This is a genomic window from Achromobacter pulmonis (genome assembly GCF_002885955.2).
Taxonomy (GTDB): Bacteria; Pseudomonadota; Gammaproteobacteria; order Burkholderiales; family Burkholderiaceae_B; genus Achromobacter; species Achromobacter pulmonis_A.
Window position 1 is genome coordinate 553,241 of sequence record NZ_POQS01000002.1, and the last position, 16,422, is coordinate 569,662.

Here is a 16,422-nt window from a genome sequence, read left to right on the forward strand (position 1 = left end):
TCCGGCAAGCCGGCCGGCGAAGCCGGAATCAGGGCTTGCGTTCGACCACCACGTAGGCGGCGGCCATGTCGGATTCGTCGGTAATGGAAACATGGGCGGCGCCGAAGCGCTGCGCATACCAGTCCTGCAATTCGGGCGCGATCACCAGCACCGGACGTCCGCCGGGCGCGTTCAGCGTCTGCACGCGCCGCCAGGTCATGGGCATGCGCATGCCCAGGCCGATCGCCTTGGAAAACGCTTCCTTGGCCGCGAAACGCGTGGCCAGAAAGCGCAGGCCGCGCGCCGGATCGCGCGCGCGGCGGGCGTGGAATTTCTGCAATTCCTCGGCGCCCAGGATTTTTTCGGCGAAGCGGTCGCCGTGGCGCGCCAGCGCGCGCTCGATGCGGTCGATGCGCAGCAGGTCCATGCCGATGCCGGCGATGGCGCCTGCGGGAGCGGGAACGGGAGCAGCCATGCGAAGCCGGGGCTCAGCGCCCGCGCAGCGCCTGCAGGCGGGCCTGCACCATCAGCGCCTTCATGTCGCGCACGGCCTTCTCCCAGCCGTCGAACACCGCCTGCGCCACGATGGCGTGGCCGATATTGAGCTCGGAGATGCCGTCCAGCGCGGCCACCGGCGCGACGTTGCCGTAGTGCAGGCCGTGGCCGGCGTTCACGCGCAGGCCGTGGCGCAGCCCCTCGGCCAGCGCCACGCGCAGGCGTTGCAGCTCGGCCTCGGCGGCCTGGCCTTCGGCTTCGGCGTAGGCGCCGGTATGCAGTTCGATCACCGGCGCGCCGGCCTTGGCCGCGGCCTCGATCTGGACCGGGTCCGGATCGATGAAAAGCGAGACGCGGATGCCGGCTTCGGAGAGCAGCGCCACGGCGTCGGACACCGGGCCCAGGGCGCCGGCCACTTCCAGCCCGCCCTCGGTGGTGAGCTCGGTGCGCTTTTCGGGCACCAGGCAGACGTCGTCGGGCTTGACCGCGCAGGCGATCTCCAGCATTTCGGGCGTGACCGCGCATTCCAGGTTCATGCGCGTGCGCAGCTGCGGCCGGATGGCGTAGACGTCGGCGTCCTGGATGTGGCGCCGGTCTTCGCGCAGATGCAGCGTGATCAGGTCGGCGCCGGCGTCCTCGGCGCGCAGCGCGGCGGCCACCGGGTCGGGATAGGCCGTGTGGCGCTGCTGCCGCAGCGTGGCGACGTGATCGATGTTTACACCAAGTTCTATCATTGCACTTTCGTCGTTGCTTCCCAGCCGCCGCCCAGGGCCTTGTACAGTTCCACGCGGTTGATCAGCGCCGCAAGGCCGGTCTGGACCAGCGCGAGCTGGGCATTGAAAAAGTCCACCTGCGCGGTCTGCACCTGCAGGTAGCTGTCGATACCATTGGTATAGCGCAGATTCGACAGTTCCAGGGTGCGCGCCGACGCGGTCTGCAACGCGCGCTGGGCGTCGAGCTGGGCGGAATAGGTGGCCTCGCCCGCCAGCGCGTCCGAGACTTCGCGGAACGCCTGCTGGATGGTCTGCTCGTACTGCGCCACGGCGATATTGTCGCGCGCCTTGGCCAGGTTCAGCCCTTCGCGGATGCTGCCGCCGGCGAACAGCGGCGTGGTGATCGAGGGCGAGAAGCTCCAGTACCCCTGCCCGCCCTTGAACAGATCGCCCAGCGACGGGCTGGCCACGCCCAGCAGGCCGGTCAGCGAGATGGTCGGGAAGAACGCCGCGCGCGCCGCGCCGATATTGGCGTTGGCGGCCTTCAGCTGGTTCTCCGCGGCGACGATGTCGGGGCGGCGCTCCAGCAGGTCGGACGGCAGGCCGGCCGGCACCGTGGCCAGCAGCTGGTCGCGGCCGAACGTGGCCGGCGCCGGCAGATCCTGCGGCAGCGGCGTGCCCACCAGCAGCACCAGAGCGTTGGTCGCCTGGGCCTGGGCGCGCGCCAGCTGCGCCAGGTCGGCCGAGGCCGAATCCAGCAGCGACTTGGACTGGTTCAGGTCCAGTTCCGAGGCCACGCCGCCGTCGAAGCGGCGCTTGACCAGGTCATAGGACTCCTGGCGCGAGGCCAGCGTGCGCTGCGTCAGGTCCAGCTGGACCTCGGCGGCGCGCAGGTTGAAATACGACTGAGCGACCGCGCCCACCAGCGTGATGTGCACGCTTTTCTGCGCCTGTTCGGTCGACAGGTATTGCTGATAGGCGGCCTCGGACAGGTTGCGCAGGCGGCCGAACAGGTCGATCTCGAAGGTCGTCAGGCCGATGCCGGCCTGGTAGGAGCTGCTGATCGAGCCGGCGCCCGGCATGCGCATGTTTTCGGGCAGGTGCTGACGCTGGCCCTGGATGCCGGCGCCGATGCTGGGCCATTGCGCGCCGCGCTGGATGCCGTACTGGGCGCGGGCTTCTTCGACGCGCTGCACCGCCACGCGCAGGTCGCGGTTGTTGACCAGCGCCAGTTCGATCAGGCTTTGCAGGCGCGGATCGCGGAAGAAGTCGCGCCAGCCCAGGTCGGCCGCGGGCGTGCCGTCCTGCGGCATCACCCCGGTCGACGGCTGGGTGCCCAGCGTGGTGGGCTTGGCGTAGCCGCCGTACTGCACCTTGGGCTGGTCGGGCCACAGGCCCGACACCGGGGGATCGGGACGCTTGTAGTCGGGCGCCAGCGAGCAGCCGGCCAACGCCACCGCCACGCAGGCGGACAAGGCGGTCTGTCTGAACTTCAGGGCCATCATTGCTTGCCCTCCGGGCCACCATTGGGTTGTGCGGGTTCCTGCGCGGACTCGCCGGCAGCCTTCCTGGCGGCCTGCTCTTCCTCGAAGGCGCGCAGTTCGGCGCCCAGCAGGCGCGGGCGGGTCTTGAACAGGCCCAGCACCACCACGAAGAAGGTCGGCACGAAAATCACGGCGAAAGGCGTGGCGGCGAGCATGCCGCCCAGCACGCCCAGGCCCACCGCGCGCTGGCTGGCCGCGCCCGCGCCGGTCGCCATCGCCAGCGGGACCACGCCCAGGATGAAGGCCAGCGAGGTCATCAGGATGGGGCGGAAACGCAGCCTGGCGGCTTCCACCGCGGACTCGTACAGCCCCATGCCGCGGGCGTACTGGTCCTTGGCGAACTCCACGATCAGGATGGCGTTCTTGGCCGCCAGGCCGATCACGGTCACCATGCCCACCTGGAAGTACACGTCGTTGGACATGCCCAGCGCGCTGATCAGCGCCACGGCGCCCAGCATGCCCAGCGGCACCACCAGCATCACCGACAGCGGGATCGCCCAGCTTTCATACAGCGCCGCCAGCACCAGGAACACGACCAGCAGCGACAGGCCCATCAGGATGGGGGCCTGGTTGCCGGCCTGGCGTTCCTGGTAGGACAGGCCGTTCCACTCGAAGCCGAAGCCCTGCGGCAGCAGCCCGACCAGGCGTTCCATCTCGGCCATGGCCTCGCCGGTGGTGTAGCCCGGCGCCGCGTCGCCGCTGATGCGCATGGACTCGTAGCTGTTGTAGCGCACCACCTGCACCGGACCCTGCTGCCATTCGGCCTTGACGAAGGTCGACAGCGGCACCATGCCGCCCTGGGCGTTGCGCGCGTTGAGCTGCAGCACGTCGTTGAGCTGCATGCGGTATGGCGCGTCGGCCTGCACCCAGATGTTCTGCATCCGGCCCATGTTGGGGAACTTGCTCAGGTAGGCCGAGCCCACCGCCGTGGAGATCAGCGAGGCGGCCTCGTTGAAGTCCACGCCCAGCGCGGCCGCCTTGTCCCGGTCGATCGTCAGGTTCAGCTGCGTGCCGGCGCCCAGGCCGGTGATGCGCACCTGCGACAGCACCGGGCTCTTCATGGCCTCGCCCATCAGCTGGCCGGTGGCCGCGGCCAGCGCGGCCGAACCCGCCGCCGCGCGGTCCTGCAGGCGGAAGTCGAAGCCGGTGGCGTTGCCCAGCGACGAGATGGCCGGCGGCACCAGGGTGAACACCTGCGCGTCGTGGATGCCCATCAGCTGCGTCTCGAAGGCCTTGAACGCGATCGCGCCGGCGGAATCCTGGCGCTCCTTGCGCTCGGCGAAGTCCTTGAGCGTGACGAAGGCGATGGCGGCGTTCAGGCCGTTGCCGTTGAAGCTGTAGCCCTGCACCGCGATCACGTTCTCGACGGCCGGCACCTCGGAGAAGTATTTCTCGACCTGTTCGATCACCTCGACCGTGCGGTTGGCGGTGGCGCCGGTAGGCAGCTCGATGTTGCTGACCACGTAGCCCTGGTCTTCCTCGGGCAGGAAGGACGAAGGCAGGCGCAGGTACAGCCAGCCCAGCAGCACCACCAGCAGCGCGAACACCAGCATCATGCGCCCGCCGCGGTGCAGGATGCGCGACACCCAGTTCTGGTAGCCGTGGGTGGTGGCGTCGAACTTGCGGTTGAACCAGCCGAAGAAACCCTTCTTCTCGTTGTGGTGGCCCTTGGGCACCGGCTTGAGAATGGTGGCGCACAGCGCCGGCGTGAAGGTCAGCGCCAAAAGCGCCGAGAAGAAGATCGACACGGCCATGGCCACGGAGAACTGGCGGTAGATCACGCCCACCGAACCGCTCATGAAGGCCAGCGGCAGGAACACGGTCACCAGCACCAGCGTGATGCCGATAATGGCCCCGCTGATCTGCGGCATGGCTTTCTTGGTCGCTTCCTTGGGCGGCAGCCCTTCGGTCGCCATGATGCGCTCGACGTTCTCGACCACCACGATGGCGTCGTCCACCAGAATGCCGATGGCCAGCACCATCGCGAACATGGTCAGCACGTTGATGGAAAAGCCCAGCGCCAGCATCACCGCGAACGCCCCCAGCATGGCCACCGGCACCACCAGCGCCGGGATCAGGGTGTAGCGCACGTTCTGCAGGAACAGGTACATCACCAGGAACACCAGCACCATGGCCTCGACCAGGGTGTGGACCACCTGTTCGATGGACACTTTCACGTAGGGCGCGGTGTCGTACGGGATGGAATAGGTGATGTTGCCGGGGAAGTACTTGGACAGTTCTTCCATCTGCTGGCGCACGCCCTGCGCGGTGGCCAGCGCATTGGCGTCCGGCGACAGCACGATGGCGAAGGCCGCCGTGGGCTTGCCGTTCAGGCGGGCGCCGAACTGGTAGTTGTCGGCGCCGACCTCGATGCGGGCGACGTCGCGCAGCAGCACCTTGGAGCCATCGGTGTTGGCGCGCAGCACGATCTGGCCGAAGCCCTCGACCGTGCTCAGCTGGCCGTTGGCCGTGACCGTGGCGGTAATGCGCTGCGAATCCGGATTGGGCGGCGCGCCGATGCTGCCGCCCGAAATCACCACGTTCTGGCTGGCGATGGCCTGGTTGACCTGCGACATGCTCAGGTTGAAGCCCACCAGCTTGGCCGGGTCCACCCAGACGCGCATGGCGCGCGGGGCGGCGAACAGCTGGAACTGGCCCACGCCGGGCACGCGCGACACCGGGTTCTTGATGTTGCGGGTGATGTAGTCGGCCAGCGCGGTCTGGTCCAGCGAGCCGTCGGTGGACGACACCGCCGCCACCATCAGGAAGCCCGTGCTGGTCTGCTCGTATTGCAGGCCCTGCTGCTGCACGGCGGTCGGCAGCTGCGCGACCACGTTGGACACGCGGTTCTGCACGTCCACCTGCGCCAGATCGGGGTTGGTGCCGGGCCGGAAGGTGGCGGTGATGGTCGAAGTGCCGTACGAGTCGCTGACCGACTCGTAGTAGATCAGGCCCTTGGCGCCGTTGAGCTGGTCCTCGATGATACTGGTGACCTGCTCGGCCACTTCATTGGCCGAGGCGCCCGGATAGGTGGCCGTGATGGTGATCGCCGGCGGCGCCACGTCCGGATACTGCGAAACCGGCATGTTCGGGATGGCCAGTATCCCGGCCAGCAGGATGAACAGGGCGACTACCCAGGCGAAAATCGGTCTATCGATAAAAAATTGCGGCATGTGGGCTGACTCTGAAAGCGATGCTCACGAAAGAGGAACGCGGCGCAAGCGCCGCGTGCCGCTTAAGATTTCTGGCCTGCGGGCTCGGCCGGCTTGGCGTCCGGCTTGGCTTCGGGCTTGGCTTCGGGCTTGGCTTCCGGCGCTGCGGCGGGCTGGGCGCCCGGCGCGTGCGCCGCGCCCTGCTGCTTGGTCCAGGGGCTGGCCTTGACCGGCGCGCCCGGGCGGACCTTCTGGAAGCCTTCCACGACCACCACGTCGCCGGCCTTCAGGCCGCTGGTGACGACCCATTGGTTCTTGATGGCGCCGCCGGTGGTCACCGGCACCTGCTCGATCTTGTTGTCCTTGACCAGCATCAGGCTCTGCATGCCGTCGGCCGTGCGCTGCAGCGACTGCTGCGGCACCATCAGCGCCTTGTCGTCGACGCCCTGCTCCAGGCGCACGCGCACGTACATGCCGGGCAGCAGGATGCCGTCGGGGTTGGGCACTTCGGCGCGCAGGTTGACCTGGCCGGTGGACGGGTCCACGGTGATGCCGGTGAACAGCAGCTTGCCGGGATGGTCGTACTCGGTGCCGTCTTCCAGCACGATGGTGGCGCGCGCCATGTCCTTGCCGACCTGCTGCAGCTTGCCGCTGGCGAAGGCGCGGCGCAGCGACGCCAGTTCCGCGGTGGACTGGGTGAAGTCCACGTAGATCGGGTCGAGCTGCTGCACGATGGCCATCTGCGTGGCGGACGTGGCCTCGACCAGCGCGCCCTCGGTGACCAGCGGCTTGCCGATGCGGCCCGTGATGGGCGAGGAGACGTCGGTGTAGCCCAGGTTGATGGCGGCATTGTCCTGCGCCGCCTTGGCAGCGGCGACCGCGGCGTCGGCCTGGCGGTACGAAGCCACGGCGTTGTCGTATTCCTGCTTGCTGACGGCGTTGGCCTTGACCAGCGGCGCGTAGCGGTCGGCCAGCAGCTTGGCGCTGAACAGGTTGGCCTGCGCCTGCTTGAGCTGCGCGGTGGCCTGATCGTAGGCGGCCTTGTAGGGCGCCGGGTCGATCTTGAACAGCAGCTGGTTTTCCTTGACGTCGCCGCCCTGCTCGAAGGTGATCTTCTGCACGATGCCGGTGACCCGCGAACGGATCTGCGCATCGCGCACGGCGTCGACCCGGCCCGGCAGCTCCGACACGATGGGCGCGCGCTGCGGCTGGATCGTGATGACGCTTACCTGCGGCATGCCTGGATTCATCTGCGGCTTTTCGCCGCAACCCGCCAATATCAGCGCGAGGACGCCGCCCGAAAAAGCCAGCCTCGAAACACGTTTAGGGAACCTCTGAACAAGTCCAACGAACCTGTCAGAATATAAGTTATTGAAAACAGTCCGATCCGAGTGAACCCGATGAGCCAGTTGAGTTTTTCCGAAGCCGAGTACGTTGGCAAACGCAAGAAAACGCGCCGTGAGAAGTTTCTGGCCAAGATGGAGCGTGCGGTGCCGTGGAAGCTCTTTGCCGATCTGGTCGATCCGCATTACCCCAAACCGGGCATCGGTCGTCCACCGTATCCGCTGGAAACGATGCTGCGCATCTACTTCATGCAACTGTGGTTTTCGCTGTCGGACCCGGCCATGGAAGAGACGCTGTACGACAGCTTTTCGATGCGCCAGTTTGCCAAACTGCCTGGAGGTCGTGTGCCGGACGAGACCACCATTTTGAACTTCCGTCATCTGCTCGAGCAGCACAACATTGCCGACCAAGCGCTTGAGGCGGTCAACCTGCTGTTGCAGGATCAAGGCATTCAGGTGCGCAAAGGCACCATTGTGGACGCCACAATTATCGATGCACCCAGCTCGACCAAGAACGCCAGCGGCACGCGGGACCCCGAGATGCATCAGACCAAAAAGGGAAACCAGTGGCACTTTGGGATGAAGGCCCACATTGGGGTTGATCTTCACAGCGGGCTGGTCCACACGGTGGTGGGCACCGCTGCCAATGAGCATGATGTTACTCAGGCGGCTGCGTTGCTGCATGGTGAAGAAACGTTGGCTTTTGGCGATGCCGGTTATCAAGGCGTAGACAAACGACCCGAGCACCAAGGGCGTGACGTAACCTGGCACATTGCCATGCGCCCCGGCAAACGGCGCGCCTTGGGTAACAGCGCAATTGATCGTTTGACGCAAAACATTGAGCGGGCCAAATCCAGTCTTCGAGCCAAGGTTGAGCATCCGTTTCGTGTCATCAAATGCCAATTCGGGTTTCGTAAAGTCAGATTCCGTGGACTGGCCAAGAACACTGCGCATTTGAAAATGTTGTTTACGCTGTCCAATATCTGGATGGCACGCCGCCCGTTGACGGCGGTGGCAGGGTAAGTGCGCCCAAAAAGCGCCAACAGGCCCGAAAACGGGCCTGATCGGGGTGCAAACAACCCGAAAGTGGCGATGATTTGAGCAGTTTTTAACCATTTTTGAATACTTTGGTCATGAGGTCGATTTTTGGATGTTTGAAATCGAGTTCTTCAGACCTTCCTTAGGCGAAAACCGCATTGAAACCCCCGCGTAGGTATCCGTAGTCGCGACAAGCAAGCGCGTTATTTTTCCGCGACTTTTGCCCGCGGTCAAAATAACGCATTCGTCATCAAGGTGTTTGAATAGCCCGTTAATGTAACTCAGTTATCGGGGAAACCACGGATTTTCATCTCGCAAAATCGCCCGCGCGCGCCGGTTTGCGGCATGGAATCAACAATCTGCGCCCTCAGGTGCGCGTGCCATTGCGGTGTATGTCGTGGGTCACGAAGCAGCTGTTCTCGGTGGGCCGGTCCAGGATGCCGGGCTTGGCGAGGGTATGGCGTATATCGGCCAGCCCCGCTTCCCAGTGCTCGCGCATGGCCTCGGTGCCGAATTCATAATCCTTGGAAAATCGCTCTTCGTGCTTGGATTCGTATATCAAGTTGACGATATTGGTGGCCGGCGTATGCGAGAGCTTGCGCAATTCCGCCAGGTCGGCGGCGTTGCGCTCGGCCTGGGGCAGGCGCTCGAGCAGCCGCTGCAGCCCGTGGCGCAGTTTCAGCACGCGCCGCAGCTGGTCGGTGACCAGGCGGGTCCGGCTCGAATACTGGATGTCCTTCTGGCGCTCGGCCACGTCTTCCAGCGAGGCCGGCAAATTGCCGCGCGCCGGCCATAGATCGACCTGGAACGCCAGGGTGTCGCGCATGGTCTCGGTGGTCAGCACCTGCGCCAGCGGCGTATTCGAGACGAGGCCGCCGTCCCAATAATGCTGGCCGTCGATTTCGACCGCCGGAAAACCCGGCGGCAAGGCGCCCGAAGCCATGATGTGCTCGGGTTCCAGCTTGTGCTTGAGGCTGTCGAAATAGGCGAAGTTGCCGCTGCGCACGTTGACCGCGCCAAAGCTGGCGCGCACTGCCCCGCTGTTGAGCAGATCGAAATCCACGAATTGCCGCAACGTCGCGGCCAGCGGCGTGGTGTCGTAGAAACTGGTGGAGGCCGCGCCCTGCCCGCGCACCAGATACGGCGGCGGCACGCGCGGCTTGAAAAACCCCGGCTGCCCGGAGAACAGGGCCTGCATCGCCGATATCTGCCCGTTCAGCACCGGCGAGCCGAAGCCGAACGGCACGCCGGCGAACATCTGCGCCAGCGTCTCGCCCCAGGGCAGCGCGGCGAAACCGGCCGGGCGGCAGATGCTTTCCCAGAAGCCGCGCAGCCGCTCCACGCGCTCGTCCTCGGGCGAGCCGGCGATGATGGCCGCATTGATGGAACCGATGGAGATCCCCGAGATCCAGTTGGGCCGGATGCCCGCCTCGTGCAGCCCCTCGTAGACCCCGGCCTGGTAGGCGCCGAGAGCGCCGCCGCCCTGCAGCACCAGGGCGACGACTTCGTAGGGCGGCGTATCGCCGGTGTTCCTGGACTGTGCCTTGCGGCGTGCGCTCATGCGGGAATTCCTTGCTGCTAGGGTTTGCTCTGCTTGTCCGGCACCTGCGGCGCGGCCACGCCGGCGCGGAACGGATACTTGGCGAAGATCTCGGCGACGACCTGGTCCACCTTCTGGGGGGAGCCGGTGCTGTCCGGGTCCTGCACCTCTCCCACCGCCACGCCTTCCCACACCAGCTGCCTGCGGCGCGCGTCGACCAGGTCGATGTTCAGGGTGCCCTCAGTATATTGATAGACGTCCTCGCCCCAGCCGTAGCCGGGCCAGCCGCCGTAGAAGCCCGCGCGGTAGCCGTAGTACGGCCCCATCGGGGCGGCCGGGGTGACCTGCGTCTTCTGCTGCATCTTGGCGCCGAAGTTGACCAGCAGGTCGGGACTGGAGGCGCTATAGGTGTAGCCGCGCATCTCCATCTGGCTGCGCGTGGCGTTCTTGAGCCGCTCGGTCAGCAGCGTGCTGTAGCCGGCCCGGTCCGTGCCCAGCGGCGTCATGAAACCGAACGTGCGGTACTGGGCGAAATCGGCCTGGTGGTCGTAGTCGCCTTTCACCGTGGGGCCAGAGGCGCAGGCCGCCAACAACCCCGTCATGGAACCCGCCGCCAGCCATTTCAACGCTTTCATGTCGTTTTCTCCGAGAGCCCAAGGCGCAAACATAGTGCCGCGAAGCCCGCGAAATATCAACAGAATCTCATTCTCACCGTGCCCGCGCGGCGCGCCGTCCAGTACACTCTGCGCCTGTCTACACACCGCACAGGCCCGCTACCGATGTTGGAACTCGACGGCTCGATCTGGTTTCGTTCCGGCGCCCAGACCTGGGGCGGAAAAAACCGCATAGACCTGCTGGCGCAGATCGACGCCACCGGCTCGATCACCAACGCCGCGCGCGCCGTAGGCATGAGCTACAAGGGCGCCTGGGACGCCATCGACGCCATGAACAACCTGGCCGGCGAACCGCTGGTGATCCGCGCGGCCGGCGGCAAGGGCGGCGGCGGCACCCGCCTCACCGACCGCGCCCGCCGCCTGATCGCGACCTTCCGGGCGCTGGAGGCGGAACACCGCAAGTTCATGGAAAACCTGACCCGCGCCGGCCTGGACGCCAGCGGCGACATCGACCTCATGAGGCGCTTCATGCTCAAGACCAGCGCGCGCAACAAGCTGTTGGGCACCGTCATCCAGGTGCGCGCCGGCGCCGTCAACGACGAGATCGTGCTGCGCATCGCCGGCGGCCAGGCCATCACCGCCACCATCACCCGCGAAAGCACGCAGGAACTGGGCCTGGCCGTGGGCAAGGAGGCGATCGCGCTGATCAAGGCCTCGTCGGTCATCGTCGGCGCGCCCGGACCGGGCCTGCGCCTGTCGGCGCGCAACCAGCTGCCGGGCACGATCTCGGCGCTGCATCCGGGCGCGGTCAACAGCGAGATCCTGATTGCGCTGGAGGGCGGGGTCACGCTGGCGGCCATCGTCACCAACGAAAGCGCCAAGGACCTGGGGCTGGACGTCGGCGCGGACGCGGTGGCGATCTTCAAGGCTTCGAGCGTGATTCTCGGGGTGCTGGATTAAGGCGGTCCGGGAGATTACACGCCCACGTCCGCGTCATAGCGGCGCACGCTGCCCTCGCGCACTTCGAACACTTCGTCGGCCAGGGCGTCCACGTCGGCGGGGTCGTGCGTGATCAGCAGCATGGGCACGTCCAGCTGGCGCTGCAAGGCGTTGAGCTCCAGCCGCATTTTGCCGCGCAGCTGCGCGTCCAGGGCCGAGAACGGTTCGTCCAGCAGCAGGATGTCCGGCTGCAGCATCAGGGCGCGCGCCAGCGCCACGCGCTGCTTCTGGCCGCCGGAAATCTCGGCGGGATAACTGCCTACGATGGCGCCCAGTTCGAACGCTTCCACCCAGCGGCGCGCCTGCGGGCCGACCTCGCGTCTGGGCGGGTTGAGCCAGCCGCGGCGCAGTCCGAACGCGATGTTCTGCGCCACGGTCAGGTGGGGAAACAGCGCGTAGTCCTGGAACAGATAGGCCACGCGACGCGACTGCGCCGGCAGGCAGATGCCGGCCGCGGCGTCGTAAAGCACGCGGCCGTTGATCTCGATGCGCCCGGCGTCCGGGCGCAGCAGGCCGGCCACCGCGCGCAGGGTCAGGCTCTTGCCGGCGCCGGACGGGCCGAACAGCGCGATGCGCTTGGCCGAGGAATCGAAGGCCACGTCCAGCGAAAAACGCCGTTCGCCCGACTGCATCTGCTTACGCACCTGGATGCTGACGCTCATCGCGCGCCCTCCTCGCGCCGCCCGCCGGCCAGCGGCACCAGCCTGCCGGCCAGCAGCAACACCACGATGCAGGTCGCGGAAGTCACCAGCACTAGCAGGTTGGCGGTGGCGTCGTCGCCGGCCTGCACCGCTTCGTAGATCGCCACCGACAGGGTCTGGGTGCGTCCGGGCAGGTTGCCGGCGATCATCAGCGTGGCGCCGAATTCGCCCAGCGCGCGGGCGAACGCCAGCAACACGCCGGCGGCGATGCCGCGCGCGGCCAAGGGCAGCGTGACGCGGAAGAACACGCCCGCCTCGCACACGCCCAGCACGCGCGCCGCNTCCGGCTGCAGCATCAGGGCGCGCGCCAGCGCCACGCGCTGCTTCTGGCCGCCGGAAATCTCGGCGGGATAACTGCCTACGATGGCGCCCAGTTCGAACGCTTCCACCCAGCGGCGCGCCTGCGGGCCGACCTCGCGTCTGGGCGGGTTGAGCCAGCCGCGGCGCAGTCCGAACGCGATGTTCTGCGCCACGGTCAGGTGGGGAAACAGCGCGTAGTCCTGGAACAGATAGGCCACGCGACGCGACTGCGCCGGCAGGCAGATGCCGGCCGCGGCGTCGTAAAGCACGCGGCCGTTGATCTCGATGCGCCCGGCGTCCGGGCGCAGCAGGCCGGCCACCGCGCGCAGGGTCAGGCTCTTGCCGGCGCCGGACGGGCCGAACAGCGCGATGCGCTTGGCCGAGGAATCGAAGGCCACGTCCAGCGAAAAACGCCGTTCGCCCGACTGCATCTGCTTACGCACCTGGATGCTGACGCTCATCGCGCGCCCTCCTCGCGCCGCCCGCCGGCCAGCGGCACCAGCCTGCCGGCCAGCAGCAACACCACGATGCAGGTCGCGGAAGTCACCAGCACTAGCAGGTTGGCGGTGGCGTCGTCGCCGGCCTGCACCGCTTCGTAGATCGCCACCGACAGGGTCTGGGTGCGTCCGGGCAGGTTGCCGGCGATCATCAGCGTGGCGCCGAATTCGCCCAGCGCGCGGGCGAACGCCAGCAACACGCCGGCGGCGATGCCGCGCGCGGCCAAGGGCAGCGTGACGCGGAAGAACACGCCCGCCTCGCACACGCCCAGCACGCGCGCCGCGTTCTCCAGCTGGCCGTCCACGTTCTCGAAGGCGGCGCGGGCCGACTTGAACACCAGCGGAAAAGCCACCACGGACGCGGCGATCACCGCGCCCTGCCAGGTGAATACCAGCTCTATGCCCCAGCCGGCCAGCGTCTCGCCGATGACGCCGCGCCGGCCCAGCAGCACCAGCAGGTAATAGCCCAGCACCGTGGGCGGCAGCACCAGCGGCAAGGTGAAGATGGCGTCCAGCAGGTCGCGGCCCGGCCAGCGCCAGCGCGACAGCGCATAGGCCGCGGCCGTGCCGGACACGGCGGCCAATAGCGTTGCCCAGCCCGCCACTTTCAGGGAAAGCAGCAGCGGGACCCAAACCGGATCAGTCATCGGCGCCTACGATTCAACAGGTCTCAGGGCTTCTGGAAGCCGTAGCGCGACAGTATCGCCTGACCGGCGGGAGACAGCACATAGGCGACGAAACTTTCGGCTTGGCTTGCCGCCGCGTCGCGCGCCGTGATGGCGATGGGATAGGTCACCGGCGTCTGCGAGGGCACGCGCACCGCGATCCTGACCTTGTCGGGCATGATGGCCGCGTCGGTGGCGAACACGAAGCCCGCGTCGACCTCGCCGCGCGCCACGTAGTCCAGGCTCTGGCGCACGTTCTGGGCCAGCACGCTCTTGGCCTGCACCGCGTCCCACAGGCCGGCGGCCTCCAGCGCGCCCTTGGTGTAGCGCCCCACCGGCACCGAGGCCGGGTTGCCGTAGGCCACGCGCTTGATATCCGGGCGCGTCAGGTCCTCGAGCGCCGCGATGCCCGCCTTGCTGTCGGCCGGCACGATCAGCACCACCTGGTTGGCGGCGAAGTCCACCCGCGACGCCGGCCGCACCGCTTTCTCGGCGACCGCCTTGTCCATGGCTTTCTGGTCGGCCGAGGCGAACACGTCGGCCGGCGCGCCCTTGACGATCTGCTGCAGCAGCACGTCGGAGGCGCCGAAATTCAGGATCACCTTGGCGCCGGCGTGCGCTTTCTCGTAGCCCTGCGCCACTTCCTTGAACGCGTTGGTCAGGCTGGCGGCGGCCGACACCACCAGCTCGCCGGCGTGAACGCCGCCGCCCCAGGCAAGGGCAAGCGCCGCGGACAGCGTGACGAGGGGACGTTTGAACATAGTTTTCTCCGTGCAGATTCACGAAATATATATAGGTATATAACGCTCGTCAATTTGGCTCTGCGCGGGAGATTGAGCCAGATCAAGCAGAGAGGCGGCCTCAGCCGCGCGCCACCGTGGTGACGTTCACCGACTCGGGCGCCAGCAGTTCGCGCAGCCGTTCCAGCGCGAGTTCGGGCCGGGCCGCGCCGCACATGAAGATGTCCAGGGCCGCGTAGCGGTGCTCGGGCCAGGAATGGATGCTGATGTGGGATTCGCTCAGCATGACTACGCCGGTCACGCCGGCGCCCTCGCCGAAATGGTGGAAATGGGCGCTCAGCACCTGCGCCCCGGCGGCCCGGGCCGCGTCGACCAGCTGCCGCTCCAGCGCCTGCGGATCGGACAGGCGCCCGGCCTGCACGCCGCGGAAATCGGCCAGCACGTGGCGGCCGGCGGTGGCGTGCACGGTCACTTGTGGAACCCGCCGGAAGACCAGCCGGAACTGCCCGAACTGCCGCCCCAACCGCCGCCGCCCCGATAGGCGCCGCCCGGGGAGCTGGCGGCGCTGGTCGCGGCCAGCACCACCACCACGGCATAGATGGCATACAGGATCTTGCCCATCGCGCTATTCGTCCTTGCCGGAAAATCTGTCCGCCAGCACGGCGGGGACCCAGAGGAACGCCATGCCGATCACGATGGGCAGGAAGTGTCCGCTGAAAATCTCGTCCAGGTTGAGCGCGCCCAGCCCGATCATGGCGATCCAGGCCCACTTGCGGTAGCCGCCGTCCTGCGCGGCGCGGCGCGGCGCGGCCTTCTGCCCGGCCAGTTGGGGCTTGCCGAACCACCGCGCCACCTGGGCGGCCCCCACCGGCGTGCTTGCCGACCAGCCCAGTTCGGTGTCGGTCAGTTCGCGCGTGAGCTTGAGGCTGGTGGCCTGGTAATCCGTGATCGCGGTGCTGTCGCCCACTTTCACGCGCCAGTTGAAGGCGCCCAGCGCCAGTTCGACGCGCGAGGTGTAGTCGTACAGCTTCTTGTACAGCTTGGAACGCCAGCGCACGCTGGTCGCGTCGTTATGGCTGGGCCAGCTGTCGCAGACCTGCACGCGCTCCCAGCCCTCGTCCGTCTCGACGAGCCAGATAAAGCCCTTGGTGGGATTGAACAGCAGGTATTCGATCCAGTCCGAAGGCTCTTCGGGATCGGGATCGGCGCACTTCATCAGGCCGATGATGGTGTAGGCGGCGCCGTCGATCTCGGCGCGCGCGCCCAGCGCCAGCGTGGTCTGGATCGCCTCGACCTTGCGCGCCTTCTCGATGACCTCGGCCGTGGGGCCCGAGCAATCGACCGCCGCCGCGCACGAGGGGCAGATCACCTGCGTGGCCAGGGCCGCCACGAAGCTTATCGGGGCGCCGCAATTGGGGCAGTCCAGCGCCTTGATCTGGCCGCGGAACCGGCCGGCGGTTTCCTCCACCTGCTCCGGGCTGCGCAGCGACGCCGCCTGCATGGCGGACAGGTCGAACGCCTTGCCGATATAGAGCACCGGCTCGGGCCCGTCGGAATAGTCCAGCGTCAGGAACGTGTCCAGGCTGCGGAAGTCCGCGGCCCTGGCCTGCCAGCCGTCGCCGGGCACGAAGGGCAGCTCGCCCTGCGCGCCGCCGGCCTGGCTGACCCGCACGTCGGCGGCCGTGTAGCGCTGGCCGTCCAGCTTTATTTCCACGCCCGGCGCGATTTCCTCGAACGGCGGCATGCCGTGCGCGTCCTTGACCTTGCGCCGCCGGGTCACGGCGTACTGACCCGAAGCGTCCGACAGCCAGCCGTCCGAGCCGTCCTCGAACCACAGGTACCACTCGTTCCAGTAGCCTTCTTCGTAGCGCAGCTGGATGCGGCCGATGACGTCGAAGCGCTTGTCCTCGTACTTGCCGGCCGCGCCCAGGCACAGCGGCGAATAGTCCTCCAGCACCTCGGCCGTTTCGCCGATGCGCCGGACCGAGTCCGCATCCTTGAGCAAGGTGCTGCGGCACGCGCCGCAGACCGCCATCACGGAAGCCGTGGAGGTGAACTTGACGGGAGCGCCGCACTGCGGACACAGAACCTGTTGCATGCGT

The 16,422-nt window shown here is 67.2% G+C and carries 16 protein-coding genes and 1 pseudogene; 2 read left to right on the forward strand and 15 right to left on the reverse strand.

Annotated features, from left to right (window positions below; translation table 11 throughout):
- Positions 1-28 precede the first annotated feature (28 nt).
- The 5 genes from acpS to C1I89_RS08680 all read right to left on the reverse strand — a co-directional run bounded on the left by acpS (position 29) and on the right by C1I89_RS08680 (position 7,133).
- Entirely contained in the window at positions 29-454 is a 426-nt protein-coding gene (acpS, locus tag C1I89_RS08660) for a holo-ACP synthase (protein ID WP_102772364.1), read from the reverse strand.
- A 13-nt stretch (positions 455-467) separates the two neighbouring features.
- On the reverse strand, positions 468-1,208 hold the full coding sequence (locus C1I89_RS08665) for a pyridoxine 5'-phosphate synthase (RefSeq protein ID WP_102772365.1): 741 nt from the start codon (positions 1,206-1,208) through the stop codon (positions 468-470).
- Positions 1,205-2,692, reverse strand: coding sequence for an efflux transporter outer membrane subunit (locus C1I89_RS08670; RefSeq protein ID WP_102772366.1), 1,488 nt, complete (start codon positions 2,690-2,692; stop codon positions 1,205-1,207). The genes C1I89_RS08665 and C1I89_RS08670 overlap by 4 nt, the downstream gene beginning before the upstream one ends.
- On the reverse strand, positions 2,689-5,904 hold the full coding sequence (locus C1I89_RS08675) for an efflux RND transporter permease subunit (protein ID WP_102772367.1): 3,216 nt from the start codon (positions 5,902-5,904) through the stop codon (positions 2,689-2,691). The genes C1I89_RS08670 and C1I89_RS08675 overlap by 4 nt, the downstream gene beginning before the upstream one ends.
- Before the next feature lie 62 nt (positions 5,905-5,966).
- A complete protein-coding gene (locus C1I89_RS08680) occupies positions 5,967-7,133 on the reverse strand; it encodes an efflux RND transporter periplasmic adaptor subunit (protein WP_102772368.1) in 1,167 nt (388 codons plus the stop codon).
- A 150-nt stretch (positions 7,134-7,283) separates the two neighbouring features.
- Here C1I89_RS08680 and C1I89_RS08685 point away from each other — a divergent pair, with 150 nt between their 5' ends.
- Complete coding sequence (locus C1I89_RS08685; protein ID WP_102770808.1) at positions 7,284-8,249, forward strand: IS5 family transposase; 966 nt, start codon at positions 7,284-7,286, stop codon at positions 8,247-8,249.
- 382 nt (positions 8,250-8,631) lie between these two features.
- On the opposite strand, the gene C1I89_RS08690 is transcribed toward C1I89_RS08685, so the two are convergent.
- Both C1I89_RS08690 and C1I89_RS08695 read right to left on the reverse strand, forming a co-directional pair.
- The gene (locus tag C1I89_RS08690; protein ID WP_102772369.1) at positions 8,632-9,825 is read right to left on the reverse strand and encodes a DUF3734 domain-containing protein; all 1,194 of its coding nucleotides are present in this window, start codon (positions 9,823-9,825) and stop codon (positions 8,632-8,634) included.
- A 17-nt stretch (positions 9,826-9,842) separates the two neighbouring features.
- Positions 9,843-10,439 carry a DUF4136 domain-containing protein gene (locus C1I89_RS08695; protein WP_102772370.1) on the reverse strand — a complete coding sequence of 199 codons (597 nt, stop codon included), beginning with the start codon at positions 10,437-10,439 and terminating at the stop codon, positions 9,843-9,845.
- Positions 10,440-10,583: 144 nt separating this feature from the next.
- On the opposite strand from C1I89_RS08695, the gene C1I89_RS08700 reads away from it, so the two are divergent.
- Positions 10,584-11,378 (forward strand): TOBE domain-containing protein, encoded by a 795-nt coding sequence (locus C1I89_RS08700; protein ID WP_102772371.1) that lies wholly within the window; start codon positions 10,584-10,586, stop codon positions 11,376-11,378.
- 14 nt (positions 11,379-11,392) lie between these two features.
- Here C1I89_RS08700 and C1I89_RS08705 read toward each other — a convergent pair whose 3' ends face one another.
- The 8 genes and pseudogenes from C1I89_RS08705 to C1I89_RS08730 form a co-directional block, all read right to left on the reverse strand.
- Positions 11,393-12,079: an ATP-binding cassette domain-containing protein gene (locus tag C1I89_RS08705; protein WP_102772372.1), complete on the reverse strand. Its 687-nt coding sequence runs from the start codon at positions 12,077-12,079 to the stop codon at positions 11,393-11,395.
- Entirely contained in the window at positions 12,076-12,414 is a 339-nt protein-coding gene (locus tag C1I89_RS35845; RefSeq protein WP_440130630.1) for a molybdate ABC transporter permease subunit, read from the reverse strand. Before C1I89_RS35845 ends, C1I89_RS08705 begins: the two co-directional genes overlap by 4 nt.
- Positions 12,403-12,879: pseudogene (locus C1I89_RS35850) on the reverse strand (ATP-binding cassette domain-containing protein); the annotation flags it as partial. The gene C1I89_RS35845 and the pseudogene C1I89_RS35850, both read right to left, overlap by 12 nt.
- Entirely contained in the window at positions 12,876-13,562 is a 687-nt protein-coding gene (gene modB, locus C1I89_RS08715) for a molybdate ABC transporter permease subunit (protein WP_102772374.1), read from the reverse strand. The gene modB and the pseudogene C1I89_RS35850, both read right to left, overlap by 4 nt.
- A 23-nt stretch (positions 13,563-13,585) precedes the next feature.
- Entirely contained in the window at positions 13,586-14,341 is a 756-nt protein-coding gene (gene modA, locus C1I89_RS08720; RefSeq protein WP_102772375.1) for a molybdate ABC transporter substrate-binding protein, read from the reverse strand.
- 100 nt (positions 14,342-14,441) lie between these two features.
- A complete protein-coding gene (gene speD, locus C1I89_RS08725) occupies positions 14,442-14,792 on the reverse strand; it encodes an adenosylmethionine decarboxylase (protein WP_102772376.1) in 351 nt (116 codons plus the stop codon).
- Positions 14,789-14,941, reverse strand: a complete 153-nt coding sequence (locus tag C1I89_RS34435; RefSeq protein ID WP_168202097.1) for a hypothetical protein — start codon at positions 14,939-14,941, stop codon at positions 14,789-14,791. The genes speD and C1I89_RS34435 overlap by 4 nt, the downstream gene beginning before the upstream one ends.
- Positions 14,942-14,945: 4 nt before the next feature.
- Entirely contained in the window at positions 14,946-16,418 is a 1,473-nt protein-coding gene (locus tag C1I89_RS08730) for a DUF4178 domain-containing protein (protein WP_102772377.1), read from the reverse strand.
- Positions 16,419-16,422: the final 4 nt, after the last annotated feature.